The following is a 16580-nucleotide window of genomic DNA, read 5'->3' as shown; positions in this document are numbered from 1 at the left end:
GGTTACTTCAGCTGATTCATGCGCTCGATAACCTGGCGCGTGATGTCGTACTGAGGTTTGACATCGATCACTGCGCCACGCTCGAACACCAGGTCAAAACCACCTTTTTTGATGACTTCTTCCACTGCGCTATCCAGTTTCGGCTTCAGTTGCTTGAGCATTTCGCGGTCGGCAACTGCCTTTGCTTCGTTCAGCTCCTTGGACTGAAACTGGAAGTCACGGGCCTTTTGCTTGAATTCCAGCTCCAGACGCTCACGCTCGCCCTGCTGCATCTTGTCGCCACCGGCCATCAGACGGTCCTGAATGCCCTTGGCGCTGCTTTCCAGCGTCTTGAGTTTGGTCAGTTGCGGACCGAACTTCTTCTCGGCATCCACGGCGTATTTCTTGGCCGCGTCGGATTCCAGCAATGCCATCTGATAGTTCAGAACGGCGATTTTCATGTCGGCGAACGCCGGGCCTGCCACCAGTACGGAGGCCAGGAGAACCAATTGAGTCAACTTACGCACGATGCACTCCTACAAAATCCATTGTCGTTATCTTGGGTCAGACGCTTAGAACGTCTGGCCGAGGGAGAATTGGAACACTTGAGTTTCAGCGTCATCCGGTTTCTTGATCGGCATGGCCAACGCGAAGCTCAAAGGCCCCAGTGCGGTTACCCACGTCACGCCCACACCGACGGAACTGGCCATGTTGCTCAGGCTGATGTCGTTGCACTGAGTGTTGGCTTTTGTACCGTCAGCGTTGCTGGTCGACTTGCAAGTCGAATCGAACACGTTACCCACATCCCAGAATACCGAGGTGCGCAGGGAGCGTTGATCTTTCACGAACGGCAGCGGGAACAGGACTTCAACACCACCCTGAATCAATACGTTGCCACCGAACGGCAGTGGATCCTGATCCGGGTCGGCGATAGTGCCAACATTACCAGTCTTGTCGAAACCGCGACTCGGGGTACTGCGAGGACCCAGCGTACTGTCCTTGAAGCCACGTACCGAGTTGAAACCACCAGCATAGTAGTTTTCATAGAACGGCAAGCCGTCGGTCGAACCATAACCGTCGCCATAACCCAGTTCGGTGTGCAGACGCAGGGTGTAGTTTTCGGTGATCGGCTGGAACAACTGACCACGGTAGTCGAGTTTGTAGAACGACAGGTCGCTGCCCGGGATCGTGGTTTCCAGCGTCAGGCTCTGCGAACGGCCACGGGTCGGCAGCACGCCCTTGTTCAGGGTCGACTCGGACCAGCCGGCCGAAGCCTTGAAGTTCAGGTAGTTGTCGCCTTCCTTGTTAACGAAGTCGAAAATCTCGTCAACGGTGTATTGACCGGTCTTGATCTTGTCCTGCTGAGCGGACAGACCGAAGGTCAGACGCGAAGTCTCGCTGATCGGGTAGCCAACGTTGACGCCGGCACCCAGGCTGTCGACCGCATAGCTCGCTACGTCGACGTCGAGGTCTTTGTAGTCGGTGGTGCGATAGAACGCGTTGTAACCCAGGCTCACGCCATCGGCGGTCCAGTAGGGGTCAACGTAGCCGAAGTTGTAGCGACTCTGGTATTCGCTGCGAGTAAGGCCCACGCTCACACGGTTACCGGTACCGAGGAAGTTGTTCTGGGTGATCGAACCACCGAGGATCAGACCGGCACTCTGCGCGAAACCGACACTGGCAGTGATCGAACCGGAAGCTTGTTCTTCAACGGCGTAGTTCACGTCAACCTGGTCGTCGACACCCGGTACAGCCGGCGTTTCAACGTTCACTTCCTTGAAGAAGCCCAGACGCTCCAGACGGGTCTTGGACTGGTCGATCAGGTAGGTAGAAGCCCAGCCACCTTCCATCTGACGCATTTCACGACGCAGCACTTCGTCCTCGGACTTGGTGTTGCCACGGAAGTTGATGCGATTGACGTAGGCACGCTTGCCCGGATCGACGGCGAACAGGATGTCCACAGTGTGATCGTCGTCATGCGGCTGAGGTACGCCGTTGACGTTGGCGAAGGTGTAACCCTCGTTACCCAGACGGCGGGTGATCAGTTCGGAGGTGGTGGTCATCAGCTTGCGCGAGAACACCTGGCCTTTCTGCACCAGCAACAGCGACTTGACCTGGTCTTCAGGCACTTTCAGGTCACCGCTGAGCTTGACGTCACGAACGGTGTACTTCTCGCCTTCGGTGATGTTGACGGTGATGTAGACGTGCTTCTTGTCCGGGGTGATGGACACCTGGGTCGAAGCGATATCCATGTTGATGTAGCCACGGTCCAGGTAGTAGGAACGCAGGCGCTCCAGGTCACCGGAGAGTTTTTCACGGGCGTACTTGTCGTCGTTCTTGAAGAACGACAGCCAGTTGGTGGTTTTCAGCTCGAACAGGTCGATCAGATCGTCATCAGGGAAGACCGTGTTACCCACCACGTTGATGTGCTGGATGGCCGCCACGGTGCCTTCGTTGATCTTCACTTTCAGCGCGACGCGGTTGCGCGGCTGCGAGACCACTTCGGTGTCGACGGTCGCCGAGTAACGGCCCTGGGCAACGTACTGACGTTGCAGCTCGTTACGGACACCTTCGAGGGTGGCGCGCTGGAAGATTTCACCTTCGGACAGACCGGACTGCTTGAGGCCTTTCATCAGGTCTTCGGTGGAGATCGCCTTGTTGCCTTCGATCTCGATACTGGCGACCGACGGACGTTCGACGACCGTGATCACCAGAACGTTGCCTTCGCGGCCCAGCTGGATATCTTGAAAGAAACCGGTTTTGAACAACGCACGAGTGGATTCCACCAGGCGACGATCATCCGCCTGCTCGCCGACGTTCAACGGCAAGGCACCAAAGACGCTACCCGCGGAGACCCGCTGGAGGCCATTGACGCGAATATCAGAGATAGTGAAGGACTCGGCGTGAACTTCGGCGATCATCAATACGGTGAGAACCGCAGTTAGCAGCAGACGTTTCATGAAGTCCTTTCTTATTCCAACTGGCAATAAACAAACTGCCGCAAAATGCGGCAGATTCGCAATTCAGCGAAGCTTTACAGTCGACCCAGATCATTGACCAGAGCAAGCAACATCACTCCGACCACCAAACTGATACCGATCTGCACCCCCCAACCTTGCACCCGATCCGACAAGGGGCGACCACGCACCCACTCAATCAGATAAAACAACAAATGCCCCCCATCCAGTACAGGAATGGGCAGCAAATTCAGAACCCCCAGGCTAATACTCAGATAAGCAAGGAAATTCAGGAAATCAGCAACGCCCGACTGGGCAGAAGCGCCCGCCACTTTAGCAATGGTTATCGGCCCACTCAAGTTTTTTACCGAGAGCTCGCCAAACAGCATTTTCTTCAGTGAGTCCAGCGTCAGGATGCTCATGGTCCAGGTACGCCGGGCACCCTCGCCAATTGCGGCCAACGGGCCATAACTGACCTCGCGGATCATTTCCGGCGGCCAGTCCACTGCTTTCACGCCAGCACCCAGATAACCGCTCGGCGCCTTGCTTTCGCCACGCGCAGCCAAGGTCACCGGGACGTCGATTTGAGCACCGTCGCGCTCGACGCGCAGCAAGATTTTGGTATCAGGACGCGTACGAACGGTATCGACCACTTGCTGCCAGTCACCCAGCGCCTGGCCATCGAGCGACAACAGGCGGTCGCCGGTTTTCAGACCAGCGGCCTGCGCCGGACCTTTTGGATCGAGCTCGGCCAGCACCGGCGGCAAGGCCGGGCGCCATGGGCGAATACCCAGCGAGCGAATCGGATCGGGTTCATCAGCCCCCTTGAGCCAGTGATCCAGCGCCAGCTCACGGGGCGTGTCCGCGGTAGAGCCCTGCTCGCGCACGAGCAATTGCAGGGAACCGCTTTCCCCAAGACGACGGACCAACTGCAAATTGACGGCCGCCCAGCCGGAAGTCGGCTCGCCATCGATGGCGACGATTTCCTGACCGACACTCAAACCGGCCTTGGCCGCGATGCTGCCGGACTCGACGGCACCGATGACCGGACGGATCTGTTCACTGCCGAGCATCGCCAGCACCCAGAAAAACACCAGGGCCAGCAGGAAGTTGGCGATCGGTCCCGCCGCGACAATGGCGATGCGCTGGCGAACCGATTTGCGATTGAAGGATTGATGAAGCTGATCGGCCGGTACTTCGCCCTCACGCTCATCGAGCATTTTGACGTAGCCACCCAGCGGAATCGCGGCGACGACAAATTCGGTGCCCTGCTTGTCGTGCCAGCGCAACAACGGCATGCCGAAGCCAACGGAAAAACGCAGAACCTTGACGCCACAGCGACGCGCGACCCAGAAGTGGCCGAATTCGTGAAAGGTGACCAGTACACCCAAAGCGATCAGGGTGCCGGCAATCATATAGAGCGCGCTCATCTACTTTCTCCGCAATCCTGTTCAGTGCCGCGTGAAGCCATGGTTCTGCAACGGCTATCGGCCGTGACGATCAAGCCATTGTTCGGCCAGAATCCGCGCTTTCGCGTCTGCGGTAAACACCGCATCCAGATCCTCAAGCGCAACCACTGGCTCGAGGTTCAGCACGTCGTCGATAATACTCGCGATTTCCAGATAACCAACGCGTCCGTCGAGAAACGCCGCGACTGCCACTTCGTTGGCCGCATTGAGCATGGCCGGCGCACTGTTGCCAGCCTCCGCCGCCTGCCGCGCCAGGCGCAGACAAGGGAAGCGCTGTTCGTCCGGCGCCTCGAAATCCAGGCGCGCAACGGCAAACAGATCCAGCGGCGCCACACCCGAGTCGATCCGCTCAGGCCAGGCCAATGCGTTGGCAATCGGCGTGCGCATGTCAGGGTTGCCCAACTGCGCCAATACCGAGCCATCCACATAGTCGACCAGCGAGTGAATCACACTCTGCGGATGGATCACCACCTCGACCTGCGACGGCTTGGCATCGAACAGCCAGCAGGCCTCGATCAGCTCCAGGCCCTTGTTCATCATGCTGGCCGAGTCCACCGAAATCTTGCGACCCATCGACCAGTTCGGGTGCGCACACGCCTGATCAGGCGAAACATGCGCCAGCTCGCTCATCGGCGTCTGCCGGAAAGGACCGCCCGAAGCCGTCAGCAGAATCCGCCGCACGCCGACCGCACCCAGTCCACGGGCAAAATCCTGCGGCATGCACTGGAAGATCGCGTTGTGTTCGCTGTCGATCGGCAGCAACACCGAACCGCTCTTGTGCACGGCCTGCATGAACAGCGCGCCAGACATCACCAGCGCCTCTTTGTTGGCCAGGAGAATTTTCTTCCCGGCCTGCACCGCCGCCAGCGTCGGGCGCAGGCCCGCGGCGCCGACAATGGCCGCCATCACAGCATCGACTTCAGGGGCGGAGGCAACCTGGCACAGGCCCTCCTCGCCGACCAATACACGAGTGGACAGACCGGCAGCTCGCAAGTCGTCCTGCAAGCCACGCGCCGCAGCCACTTCAGGCACCACCGCAAACTGCGGCACATGGCGAACGCACAGGGCCAGCAACTCGCTCAGGCGCGTGAAACCGCTCAGGGCGAAAACCTGATAACGCTCGGGATGCCGAGCGATGACGTCCAGGGTGCTCAGGCCAATCGAACCGGTCGCCCCCAGAACAGTGATCTGTTGCGGGCGGCTCACGGTGCAGCCATCCACAGCAGTACGGCAAAAATCGGGATCGCAGCGGTCAGGCTGTCGATGCGATCAAGCACACCGCCATGACCGGGCAGCAGGTTGCTGCTGTCCTTGATGCCGGACTGACGCTTAAACATGCTTTCGGTGAGGTCGCCCACCACCGAAATGAATACGATCAATGCAGCGCCGATCAGGCCCTTGAGCAGTTCGGCCACGGTCCAGTCTCGCACCAGGCCGACGATCGCGGTGATCACCAGACTCAGCGCCAGTCCACCATAAACGCCTTCCCAGCTCTTACCCGGGCTGACTTGCGGCGCCAGCTTGCGCTTGCCGAAAGCACGGCCGGAGAAATAGGCACCGATGTCGGCACCCCAGACCAGCACCATCACCGCCATGATCAGCCAGTTACCCAGCGGGTACTGTTTGATCTGCACCAGCCCTTGCCAGGCCGGCAACAGGATCAGCAAGCCGATCACCAGTTTGGTGGCCGCCGTAGACCAGTGCTCGCTCGAGCGCGGGTACGTCAGCACCAGGTACGTCGCTACCGCCCACCACAACACCGAAGCGCCCAACACCCAAGGGGCGAGGCCCGGCAGGACGTACATGACGAACAGCATCAGCGCGACGACAGCGGCATAGCCGACACGGAACGACTGTGCGGTAAAGCCAGCCAGGCGCGCCCATTCCCAGGCGCCCAGACTTACGACCAGACCGATGAACAGCGCGAAACCGGAGCCTTCGAGCAGGAAAAACCCGCACAGGGCGATCGGCAGCAGGATCAGCGCAGTGATGATTCGTTGTTTAAGCATTAAACCCGGGCTCCAGCTTCAACCTGTTCGCTCGTTTTACCGAAGCGACGCTGGCGTGAAGCGAAATCGGCCAGCGCAGTGCGCATGGCTTCGTGTTTGAAGTCCGGCCAGAACAGGTCGGAGAAGTACAACTCGGCATACGCCAGTTGCCACAGCAGGAAGTTGCTGATGCGGTGCTCGCCACCGGTGCGGATGCACAGGTCCGGCAGCGGCAGATCACCGGTGGCCAGACAGGTTTGCAGCAGATCCGGGGTGATGTCCTCCGGACGCAGATGCCCGGCCTGGACTTCACGCGCCAGACGCTGCGCAGCCTGGGCAATATCCCACTGACCGCCGTAGTTGGCGGCGATCTGCAAGATGAAGCGGTTGGCACCGGCCGTCATGGCCTCGGCCTCGCGCATCGCCGCCTGAAGCTCAGGATGAAAGCGCGAGCGATCGCCGATAATGCGCAAGCTGATGTTGTTGTCGTTGAGGCGCTTGGCCTCACGACGCAGCGCCTTGAAGAACAAATCCATCAAGGCACTGACTTCATCGGCCGGGCGCTGCCAGTTTTCACTGGAAAAGGCGAACAGGGTGAGCACTTCGACCTTGGCCTCGGCGCACACCTCGATCACTGCCCGCACAGCATCCACGCCGGCCTTATGCCCGGCGACACCTGGCATAAAGCGTTTTTTCGCCCAGCGATTATTGCCATCCATGATGATCGCGACATGGCGCGGCACCGCGGACGGCGCAGACTGCTTGGTCTTGTCCATTAAAAGCTCGACCCTTATACGGCCATCAGGTCTTTTTCTTTCTCGTCCGTGGCCTTGGTGATCTGGGCCTCGAAGTCTTTGGTCAGCTTGTCGATATCAGCGGTGGCACGACGCTCTTCGTCTTCACTGATTTCCTTGTCCTTGACCAGCTTTTTAAGCTCACCCAATGCGTCACGACGAATGTTGCGCACGGCAACGCGCGCGTCTTCCGCTGCGCTACGAGCCTGCTTGGTGAAGCCCTTGCGCGTCTCCTCGGTGAGGGCAGGCATCGGGATCAAAAGCAACTCACCCAGGTTGGTCGGATTGAGGTTCAGACCGGCGCTCTGGATCGCCTTGTCGACGGCAGCGAGCATGTTGCGCTCGAAGGCCACGACTTGCAGGGTACGCGAATCTTTCACGGTGACGTTGGCCACGCTGCTCAGCGGGGTGTCAGTGCCGTAATAAGGCACCATGACGCTGCCGAGGATGCTCGGGTGAGCCTTGCCGGTACGAATCTGGCCGAACGCGTGGTTCAGAGATTCCAGGGATTTCTGCATACGCGCTTGGGCGTCTTTCTTGATTTCGTTGATCATTGTTGGCCTTCCTCGATCAAAGTCCCTTCAGCGCCGCCGTGCACAATGTTCAGCAGGGCGCCGGGCTTGTTCATGTTGAATACGCGCAGCGGCATCTTGTGATCGCGGCACAGGCAGATAGCAGTCAGATCCATTACACCCAGCTTGCGATCCAGCACTTCATCATAAGTCAGATGATCGAACTTCTCGGCATGCGGGTCTTTGAACGGGTCTGCGGTGTAAACGCCATCAACCTTGGTCGCTTTCAGCACGACGTCGGCATCGATTTCGATGGCACGCAGGCAGGCTGCCGAATCCGTGGTAAAGAACGGATTACCGGTACCGGCGGCGAAGATCACCACGTCCTTGGAGTTCAGGTGGCGCATGGCTTTGCGGCGATCATAGTGATCGGTCACGCCAACCATGGAAATGGCCGACATCACGATGGCCGAGATATTGGCACGTTCCAGCGCATCGCGCATGGCCAGGGCGTTCATCACAGTGGCCAGCATGCCCATGTGGTCGCCTGTCACCCGATCCATGCCAGCCTTGCTCAAGGCCTCGCCACGGAACAGGTTGCCACCGCCGATCACCAGACCGACCTGTACGCCGATGCCGACCAGTTGGCCGACTTCCAGCGCCATCCGATCCAGCACTTTTGGATCGATCCCGAACTCTTCCGAGCCCATCAGGGCCTCGCCGCTAAGCTTGAGTAGAATGCGTTTATAGCGAGCCTGATAACCACTGCCCTGCTGAGCCATTGCGAATCTCTCCTGCGGCGTATTTAAAAAATTCTGTGCAAGCTGTTTTACAGCTGCCGTTCACTCTAGCTTGGCGCTGCTTCAGCGCCATCGGAACCTGGCTTTGTAAGTCAGTTCCCAGTGGAAACCAATTAAAAAATGGTAACCCCATCTGAAAAGAGGCTGCGCGCGTGAGCGGGCAGCCTCTTTCGGGCGACAGTTGAAAAACCGTCTTATTGCTTGGCGGCAGCCAGCTGGGCAGCAACTTCTTCAGCGAAGTTGTCGACCGGCTTCTCGATGCCTTCGCCTACTTTGAAGTAGGTGAAGGAAACGATTTCTGCGCCGCCTTTCTTGGCCAGCTCGCCAACCTTGATTTCAGGGTTCTTGACGAACGCCTGCTCAACCAGGCTTGCTTCTGCCAGGAACTTGCTGATACGGCCTTTGACCATGTTCTCAACAATGTTTTCTGGCTTGCCTTTGATCTTCTCTTCGTTCAGCTGCAGGAACACAGCTTTTTCACGCTCGATCGCTTCAGCCGAAACTTGCGAAGGCAGCAGGAACTCAGGGTTGCTGGCAGCTACGTGCATCGCGATGTCTTTGGCCAGCTCGACGTCACCGCCTTTCAGAGCCACAACCACGCCGATCTTGTTGCCGTGCAGGTAAGAACCGACAACGTCACCTTCGATACGGGCCAGACGACGGATGTTGACGTTCTCGCCTACTTTGGCAACCAGTGCTTCGCGAGCAGCTTCTTGCGAAGCGATCAGCGGAGCAGCGTCGGTCAGCTTGTCAGCGAAAGCTTTTTCAACGCTGGCAGCGACGAAGTTTTTGAAGTCGTCTTGCAGAGCCAGGAAGTCGGTCTGCGAGTTCACTTCCAGGATAACGGCAGCTTTACCGTCGTCCTTGATTGCGATTGCGCCTTCAGCGGCAACGTTGCCAGCCTTTTTCGCAGCCTTGATCGCGCCCGAAGCACGCATGTCATCAATGGCTTTTTCGATGTCGCCGTCAGCCTTTTCCAGGGCTTTCTTGCAGTCCATCATGCCTTCGCCGGTACGCTCGCGCAGTTCTTTAACCAACGCTGCAGTAATTGCTGCCATTTTCAAATTCCTCTTGGATAGGTTTTCAACCATTCCACCCGATCGAACGGGCGTTCAATTCTTCCCGAAACACCTTGTAGCTGCTGCACGTTACAAATGCAGGAGGTGCGCTGCCACAAGTGGGCGCCAACAAACGGTTTTCGAGGTGGCAAAAAGGGGGCCAAGCCCCCTTTTTGCTTACTGAGTCAACGCCAGGGCGTCGATTACTCAGCTGCAGCCTGAGTTTCTTCAGCTGCGAATTCAACAGTGCCGCCAGCAACATTGTTGCGACCACGGATCACTGCGTCAGCCATCGAACCCATGTACAGCTGGATAGCGCGGATTGCGTCATCGTTGCCTGGGATGATGTAGTCAACGCCTTCCGGGCTGCTGTTGGTATCGACAACGCCGATGACCGGGATGCCCAGCTTGTTGGCTTCGGTGATCGCGATGCGCTCGTGGTCAACGTCGATCACGAACAGTGCGTCTGGCAGACCGCCCATGTCCTTGATGCCGCCCAGCGAACGATCCAGCTTTTCCAGGTCACGGGAGCGCATCAGCGCTTCTTTCTTGGTCAGCTTGGCGAAAGTACCGTCTTCGGCTTGAACTTCAAGGTCACGCAGACGCTTGATGGAAGCACGAATGGTTTTGAAGTTGGTCAGCATGCCGCCCAACCAGCGGTGATCGACGTACGGCGAACCGCAACGTGCTGCTTCTTCAGCAACGATCTTGCCAGCGGAACGCTTGGTGCCGACGAACAGAATCTTGTTTTTGCCCTGGGCCAGACGCTCTACGAAAGTCAGAGCTTCGTTGAACATTGGCAGGGTTTTTTCAAGGTTGATGATGTGAATCTTGTTACGCGCGCCGAAAATGTACTTACCCATTTTCGGATTCCAGTAACGGGTTTGGTGACCGAAGTGCACACCGGCCTTCAGCATATCGCGCATGTTGACTTGGGACATGATAGTTCCTTAATAAGTCGGGTTTGGCCTCCACGTATCCCAATGACCAACCAGTGGCATAAAGCCAAAAGCACCCAGGTCATCGTGTCGACACGTGTGTGGATTTAAGCTTTTCGGGGTATCCCCGGAAAGCGGCGCATTTTATACCACAGGGTGCGCAGAAACGGAACCCGGAATCTGTAATCGCACCAGGGACATGGGCGCAGCCCCCTTGGAATCGCCTCAAGGCCCACCATTGTATAGAGAGAGACGATGCATGCAGGCGCGGATTTGCGCCTTTCGTCTGTTAGAATCGGGTTTTTCAGGGTCGCAAATCGCACACCTGCCACCCTCGTCCGTATCAGCAAGCGCCGCCGAGCGCAGAGAGAGCCTGTATGACCGTCAACCTCAAAACCCCCGAGGACATCGCTGGCATGCGTGTCGCCGGCAAACTGGCCGCCGATGTGCTGGAAATGATTGCCGAACACGTCAAACCGGGCGTGACCACCGATCAACTGAACCAGATCTGCCACGACTACATCGTCAACGTGCAGCAGGCCATCCCTGCTCCGCTCAACTACAAGGGCTACCCGAAGTCGATCTGCACCTCGATCAACCACGTGGTCTGCCACGGCATCCCGAATGACAAGCCGCTGAAGAATGGCGACACGCTGAACATCGACGTCACCGTGATCAAGGACGGCTACCACGGCGACACCAGCCGCATGTTCCACGTTGGCGAAGTGCCGGTCTGGGCCGAACGCCTGTCGCAGGTCACTCAGGAATGCATGTACAAGGCGATCGAAATCGTCAAACCTGGCTGCCGCCTCGGCGACATCGGTGAAATCATCCAGAAGCACGCGGAAAAGAACGGTTTCTCGGTGGTTCGCGAGTTCTGCGGCCACGGCATCGGCAAGGTGTTCCACGAAGAGCCGCAGATCCTGCATTACGGTCGCGCCGGCACCGGCATGGAACTGAAGGCCGGTATGACCTTCACCATCGAACCGATGATCAACCAGGGCAAGGCCGACACCAAGGTACTGGGCGACGGCTGGACCGCGATCACCAAGGACCGCAAGCTCTCGGCGCAGTGGGAACACACCCTGCTGGTGACCGACACCGGCTACGAGATTTTCACCCTGCGCGCCGACGACACTATCCCGCGCGTCTCGGCCTGATCCCAAGAACGCTCCCAGCCCTATAGAAGGAAAGCCAATCGATGCCGCAGGTGGATCCCGAACTCTTCGACCGCGGCCAGTTCCAGGCTGAACTGGCCCTGAAAGCGAGTCCCATCGCGGCGTTCAAGAAGGCGACCCGCCAGGCGCGCGAGGTCCTCGACACGCGTTTTCGCAGCGGCCGCGACATCCGCCGGCTGATCGAAGACCGTGCGTGGTTCGTCGACAACATCCTGCAAAAAGCCTGGGAGCAGTTCAACTGGAGCGAAGACGCCGATATCGCGCTGGTCGCGGTCGGCGGCTACGGCCGTGGTGAGTTGCACCCCTATTCCGACATCGACCTGCTGATCCTGCTGGACAGCGCCGATCACGAAGTCTTCCGCGATTCCATCGAGCGTTTTCTGACGCTGCTGTGGGATATCGGTCTGGAAGTCGGTCAGAGCGTACGCTCTGTCGACGAATGCGCCGAGGAGGCGCGCGCCGACCTGACCGTGGTCACCAACCTGATGGAAAGCCGCACCATCTGCGGCCCCGAGCGCCTGCGCCAGCGCATGCTCGATGTCACCAGCACCGCGCACATGTGGCCGGCCAAGGAGTTTTTCCTGGCCAAACGCGCCGAGCAAAAGGCCCGTCACCACAAGTACAACGACACCGAATACAACCTGGAACCCAACGTCAAAGGCTCGCCCGGCGGCCTGCGGGATATCCAGACCATTCTGTGGGTGGCCCGGCGTCAGTACGGCACCCTGAACCTGCGCGCCCTCGCCGGTGAAGGTTTCCTGGTCGAGAGCGAAAACGCCCTATTGGCGTCGTCCCAGGAATTCCTCTGGAAAGTGCGTTACGCCCTGCACATGCTCGCCGGGCGCTCGGAAGACCGCCTCTTGTTCGATCATCAACGGACCATCGCCGGCCTGCTCGGTTTTGAAGGCGACGACGCCAAACAGGCCGTCGAAAACTTCATGCAGCAGTACTTCCGCGTGGTCATGAGCATCGCCCAACTCAGCGACCTGATCATCCAGCATTTCGAGGAAGTCATCCTCGCCCCGGAAGACGAAGCACCGCCGCAGCCGATCAACTCGCGCTTCCAGTTGCACGACGGCTACATCGAAGCACGCAACGACAACGTGTTCCGCCGCACGCCGTTCGCCATGCTCGAGATCTTCGTGCTGATGGCCCAGCAACCGGAAATCAAAGGCGTGCGCGCTGACACCATTCGTCTGCTGCGCGAGAACCGGCACCTGATCGACGACAACTTCCGCAACGATATCCGCAACACCAGCCTGTTCATCGAGCTGTTCAAGTGCAAGATCGGCGTGCACCGCAACCTGCGCCGGATGAACCGCTACGGCATCCTCGGGCGCTATCTGCCGGAGTTCGGCTTCATCGTCGGCCAAATGCAGCACGACCTGTTCCACATCTATACGGTCGATGCGCACACGCTGAACCTGATTAAGCACCTGCGTAAGTTGCAGTACACCCAGGTGTCGGAAAAATTCCCGTTGGCCGCCAAGCTAATGGCCAAACTGCCCAAGCCCGAACTGATCTACATGGCCGGCCTGTATCACGACATCGGCAAGGGCCGGCATGGCGACCACTCCGACATCGGCGCAGTCGATGCCGAAGCGTTCTGCCAGCGCCATCAGTTGCCCCTGTGGGACAGCCGCCTGATCGTCTGGCTGGTGCAGAACCACCTGGTGATGTCGACCACTGCACAGCGCAAGGATCTGTCCGATCCGCAGGTGATCCACGATTTCGCCCAGATCGTCGGCGACGAAACCCGTCTGGATTACCTGTATGTGCTGACCGTGGCCGACATCAACGCCACCAACCCGACCCTGTGGAATTCGTGGCGCGCCAGCCTGCTGCGCCAGCTCTACACCGAGACCAAACGCGCTCTGCGCCGTGGCCTGGAAAATCCGGTGGATCGCGAAGAGCAGATCCGCCAGACCCAGAGTGCGGCGCTGGACATCCTGGTGCGCGGCGGCACCGATCCGGACGACGTCGAACAGTTGTGGGCGCAGTTGGGCGATGACTATTTCCTGCGTCACACCGCCGGCGACGTGGCTTGGCACAGTGACGCGATCCTGCAGCAGCCGGCTGATGGCGGTCCGCTGGTGCTGATCAAGGAAACCACCCAGCGCGAGTTCGAGGGCGGCACGCAGATCTTCATCTACGCCCCCGACCAGCACGACTTCTTCGCCGTGACCGTGGCCGCGATGGACCAGCTCAACCTGAACATTCACGACGCCCGGGTCATCACTTCGAGCAGCCAGTTCACCCTCGACACCTACATCGTGCTCGACACCGACGGCGACTCGATCGGCGACAACCCGGCGCGGGTCAAACAGATTCGCGACGGTCTGACCGAAGCGCTGCGCAATCCTGACGATTACCCGACGATCATCCAGCGCAGGGTGCCGCGCCAGCTCAAGCACTTCGCCTTCGCGCCGCAGGTGACGATCCATAACGACGCCCAGCGTCCGGTGACAGTGCTGGAACTGACGGCACCGGATCGCCCGGGCCTGCTGGCACGGATCGGCGGGATCTTCCTCGAGTTCGACCTGTCGCTGCAGAACGCCAAGATTGCGACCCTGGGCGAACGCGTAGAAGACGTGTTCTTCATCACCGACGCCCACAACCAGCCGCTCTCCGACCCGCTGCTGTGCAGTCGCCTGCAGGACGCAATCGTCGAGCAACTGAGCGTCAATCAGGAACCGGATATCAAGCTTTCGCGCATCAGTATTTGATCCAGCAATTCCCCCCCTGTGGGAGCGGGCTTGCTCGCGAAAGCGGTGTGTCTGGCAACACATCATTCACTGACACACCGCTTTCGCGAGCAAGCCCGCTCCCACATTGAACGAGGCCCCCATGAACAACGCTCTGAACCAGCTCCAGCCCTACCCGTTCGAAAAACTCCGCGCCCTGCTCGGCACGGTCACGCCGAACCCGGACAAACGCCCGATCGCCCTGTCGATCGGCGAGCCGAAACATCGCTCGCCAAGCTTTGTCGCCGAAGCGCTGGCGAACAATCTGGATCAGATGGCGGTGTATCCGACCACCCTCGGCATCCCGGCCCTGCGCGAAGCCATCGCCGGCTGGTGCGAACGTCGTTTTGGCGTACCGAGCGGCTGGATCGATCCGGCGCGCAATGTGCTGCCGGTCAACGGTACCCGCGAAGCGCTGTTCGCTTTCACCCAGACCGTGATCAACCGTGGCGACGATGCACTGGTGGTCAGCCCGAACCCGTTCTATCAGATCTACGAAGGCGCAGCGTTCCTCGCCGGGGCCAAGCCGCACTACCTGCCTTGTCTGGACGAAAACGGCTTCAACCCGGATTTCGACGCCGTATCACCGGACATCTGGAAACGCTGCCAGATCCTGTTTCTGTGCTCCCCAGGCAACCCGACCGGCGCGCTGATCCCGGTTGATGTACTGAAAAAACTCATCGCCCTGGCCGACGAATACGACTTTGTGATCGCCGCCGACGAGTGCTACAGCGAACTGTACTTCGACGAACAGACCCCGCCGCCGGGCCTGCTCAGCGCCTGCGTCGAACTGGGCCGCAAGGACTTCAAGCGTTGCGTGGTGTTCCACAGCCTGTCCAAGCGCTCCAACCTGCCGGGCCTGCGCTCCGGGTTCGTCGCCGGTGACGCGGATATCCTCAAGGGTTTCCTGCTGTACCGCACCTACCACGGTTGCGCGATGCCGGTGCAAACCCAACTGGCCAGCGTTGCGGCGTGGAATGACGAAGTGCATGTACGCGCCAACCGTGCGCTGTACCGCGAGAAGTTCGACGCAGTGCTGGCAATTCTCAGCCCGGTGATGGACGTACAGCGTCCGGACGGCAGCTTCTACCTCTGGCCGAACGTGGCCGGTGACGATGCCGCATTCTGCCGCGACCTGTTCGAGCAGGAACATGTGACTGTCGTGCCAGGCTCGTATCTGTCGCGCGAGGTCGACGGCGTGAATCCGGGCGCCGGGCGCGTGCGCATGGCACTGGTTGCGCCTTTGGCTGAATGTGTTCAAGCTGCAGAACGGATCCGCGACTTCATCACCCGCCAACACTGAGTTTTTAATGTCCGTGCCAGTCATCTGGCACGGACATACCTCTCAAGTTACATTTAAAACCACTTTACGACTATTCCAGACACTGCCCGAAGCTTAATCTCGCGCAGTGGTTTTTGCATGCGCAAAACAACCACAAAGACAAATCAAGGAGCAAGACAAAGCATGGACAACTTTCAATATTGCACGCTGCAAAAACCGGCTAAAGAACTCAAATCCAGCGCCCTTAACAACAGCCGAAAAAAACGCTCGCTGGTACACTACGACAAACTTTGGCCAAGCCGACACACTCTAAAAATAGCTTTCATGGACAACCCAACTCAGGAACACAAAAATAAAATCATTGCCGCCGCCGGAAAATGGCTTCCTTATATCAGTTTGAAGTTTGAGTTCGTTGAAGGCGTAGAGGGTGAGATCCGAATCGCCACCGAGGGTGTAGTGAACAGTTCATTTCTGGGTACCGATGCACTGGATATGTTTCCTGACACGCCAACCATGAACCTTGGCATCGACCCCGAACACGAAGATTTCGAGACGGTCGTCATTCACGAGTTTGGCCACGCACTCGGCGCTATGCACGAACACCAGCACCCCAAGGCGCAAATCCCCTGGAACAAAGAAAATGTTTACAACTACTACCAGAACAGACCGATGAACCCACTGTCGCGCGGCGAAGTTGACGACAATATATTTACGCCTTTTGACGATGCCGACGCGCTTTACTTGCCATACGATCGAAAATCCATCATGCACCATCCGGTTCCCAACAGTTTGACGCTTGGCAATTGGGCGAATCCGATCAATCGCGAAATCAGTGATAAAGACAAACAGCTCATGCGGTTGATTTACCCACGTTGAGTCAC

At 58.7% G+C, this 16580-nt stretch carries 13 protein-coding genes and 1 pseudogene; 4 read left to right on the top strand and 10 right to left on the bottom strand.

What is annotated here, in order from left to right:
- Positions 1 to 2 precede the first annotated feature (2 nt).
- The 10 genes from H043_RS0105610 to rpsB all read right to left on the bottom strand — a co-directional run bounded on the left by H043_RS0105610 (position 3) and on the right by rpsB (position 10498).
- Positions 3 to 506 carry an OmpH family outer membrane protein gene (locus H043_RS0105610; protein ID WP_003222140.1) on the bottom strand — a complete coding sequence of 168 codons (504 nt, stop codon included), beginning with the start codon at positions 504 to 506 and terminating at the stop codon, positions 3 to 5.
- A 45-nt stretch (positions 507 to 551) separates the two neighbouring features.
- Positions 552 to 2939 carry an outer membrane protein assembly factor BamA gene (bamA, locus tag H043_RS0105605; RefSeq protein WP_027611032.1) on the bottom strand — a complete coding sequence of 796 codons (2388 nt, stop codon included), beginning with the start codon at positions 2937 to 2939 and terminating at the stop codon, positions 552 to 554.
- 74 nt (positions 2940 to 3013) lie between these two features.
- Complete coding sequence (gene rseP / locus H043_RS0105600) at positions 3014 to 4366, bottom strand: sigma E protease regulator RseP (protein WP_027611031.1); 1353 nt, start codon at positions 4364 to 4366, stop codon at positions 3014 to 3016.
- Positions 4367 to 4420: 54 nt separating this feature from the next.
- The gene (gene ispC, locus H043_RS0105595; RefSeq protein WP_027611030.1) at positions 4421 to 5611 is read right to left on the bottom strand and encodes a 1-deoxy-D-xylulose-5-phosphate reductoisomerase; all 1191 of its coding nucleotides are present in this window, start codon (positions 5609 to 5611) and stop codon (positions 4421 to 4423) included.
- Positions 5608 to 6414 carry a phosphatidate cytidylyltransferase gene (locus H043_RS0105590; RefSeq protein ID WP_027611029.1) on the bottom strand — a complete coding sequence of 269 codons (807 nt, stop codon included), beginning with the start codon at positions 6412 to 6414 and terminating at the stop codon, positions 5608 to 5610. Before H043_RS0105590 ends, ispC begins: the two co-directional genes overlap by 4 nt.
- Positions 6414 to 7169, bottom strand: a complete 756-nt coding sequence (uppS, locus tag H043_RS0105585; protein WP_003222128.1) for a polyprenyl diphosphate synthase — start codon at positions 7167 to 7169, stop codon at positions 6414 to 6416. Before uppS ends, H043_RS0105590 begins: the two co-directional genes overlap by 1 nt.
- A 14-nt stretch (positions 7170 to 7183) precedes the next feature.
- Positions 7184 to 7741 carry a ribosome recycling factor gene (gene frr, locus H043_RS0105580; protein ID WP_027611028.1) on the bottom strand — a complete coding sequence of 186 codons (558 nt, stop codon included), beginning with the start codon at positions 7739 to 7741 and terminating at the stop codon, positions 7184 to 7186.
- Positions 7738 to 8481 carry a UMP kinase gene (pyrH, locus tag H043_RS0105575; RefSeq protein ID WP_003222124.1) on the bottom strand — a complete coding sequence of 248 codons (744 nt, stop codon included), beginning with the start codon at positions 8479 to 8481 and terminating at the stop codon, positions 7738 to 7740. Before pyrH ends, frr begins: the two co-directional genes overlap by 4 nt.
- A gap of 212 nt (positions 8482 to 8693) precedes the next feature.
- Positions 8694 to 9557: a translation elongation factor Ts gene (gene tsf / locus H043_RS0105570; protein ID WP_027611027.1), complete on the bottom strand. Its 864-nt coding sequence runs from the start codon at positions 9555 to 9557 to the stop codon at positions 8694 to 8696.
- 203 nt (positions 9558 to 9760) lie between these two features.
- A complete protein-coding gene (gene rpsB, locus H043_RS0105565; RefSeq protein ID WP_003222119.1) occupies positions 9761 to 10498 on the bottom strand; it encodes a 30S ribosomal protein S2 in 738 nt (245 codons plus the stop codon).
- Between the two features lie 320 nt (positions 10499 to 10818).
- On the opposite strand from rpsB, the pseudogene map reads away from it, so the two are divergent.
- The 4 genes and pseudogenes from map to H043_RS0105545 form a co-directional block, all read left to right on the top strand.
- Positions 10819 to 11655 (top strand): annotated as a pseudogene (gene map / locus H043_RS0105560) (type I methionyl aminopeptidase); the annotation flags it as partial.
- A 41-nt stretch (positions 11656 to 11696) separates the two neighbouring features.
- Positions 11697 to 14399, top strand: coding sequence for a [protein-PII] uridylyltransferase (locus tag H043_RS0105555; protein ID WP_027611026.1), 2703 nt, complete (start codon positions 11697 to 11699; stop codon positions 14397 to 14399).
- 121 nt (positions 14400 to 14520) lie between these two features.
- Positions 14521 to 15720: a succinyldiaminopimelate transaminase gene (dapC, locus tag H043_RS0105550; RefSeq protein ID WP_027611025.1), complete on the top strand. Its 1200-nt coding sequence runs from the start codon at positions 14521 to 14523 to the stop codon at positions 15718 to 15720.
- 162 nt (positions 15721 to 15882) lie between these two features.
- The gene (locus H043_RS0105545) at positions 15883 to 16575 is read left to right on the top strand and encodes a M12 family metallopeptidase (protein WP_027611024.1); all 693 of its coding nucleotides are present in this window, start codon (positions 15883 to 15885) and stop codon (positions 16573 to 16575) included.
- The last annotated feature ends 5 nt before the right edge of the window (positions 16576 to 16580 follow it).

Origin of the sequence: Pseudomonas sp. URIL14HWK12:I6 (assembly GCF_000514195.1) — a bacterium.
Taxonomy (GTDB): domain Bacteria; phylum Pseudomonadota; class Gammaproteobacteria; order Pseudomonadales; family Pseudomonadaceae; genus Aquipseudomonas; species Aquipseudomonas putida_A.
Note: the sequence above shows the minus strand (reverse complement) of the source record. Positions and strands in the feature narration are given on the sequence as shown.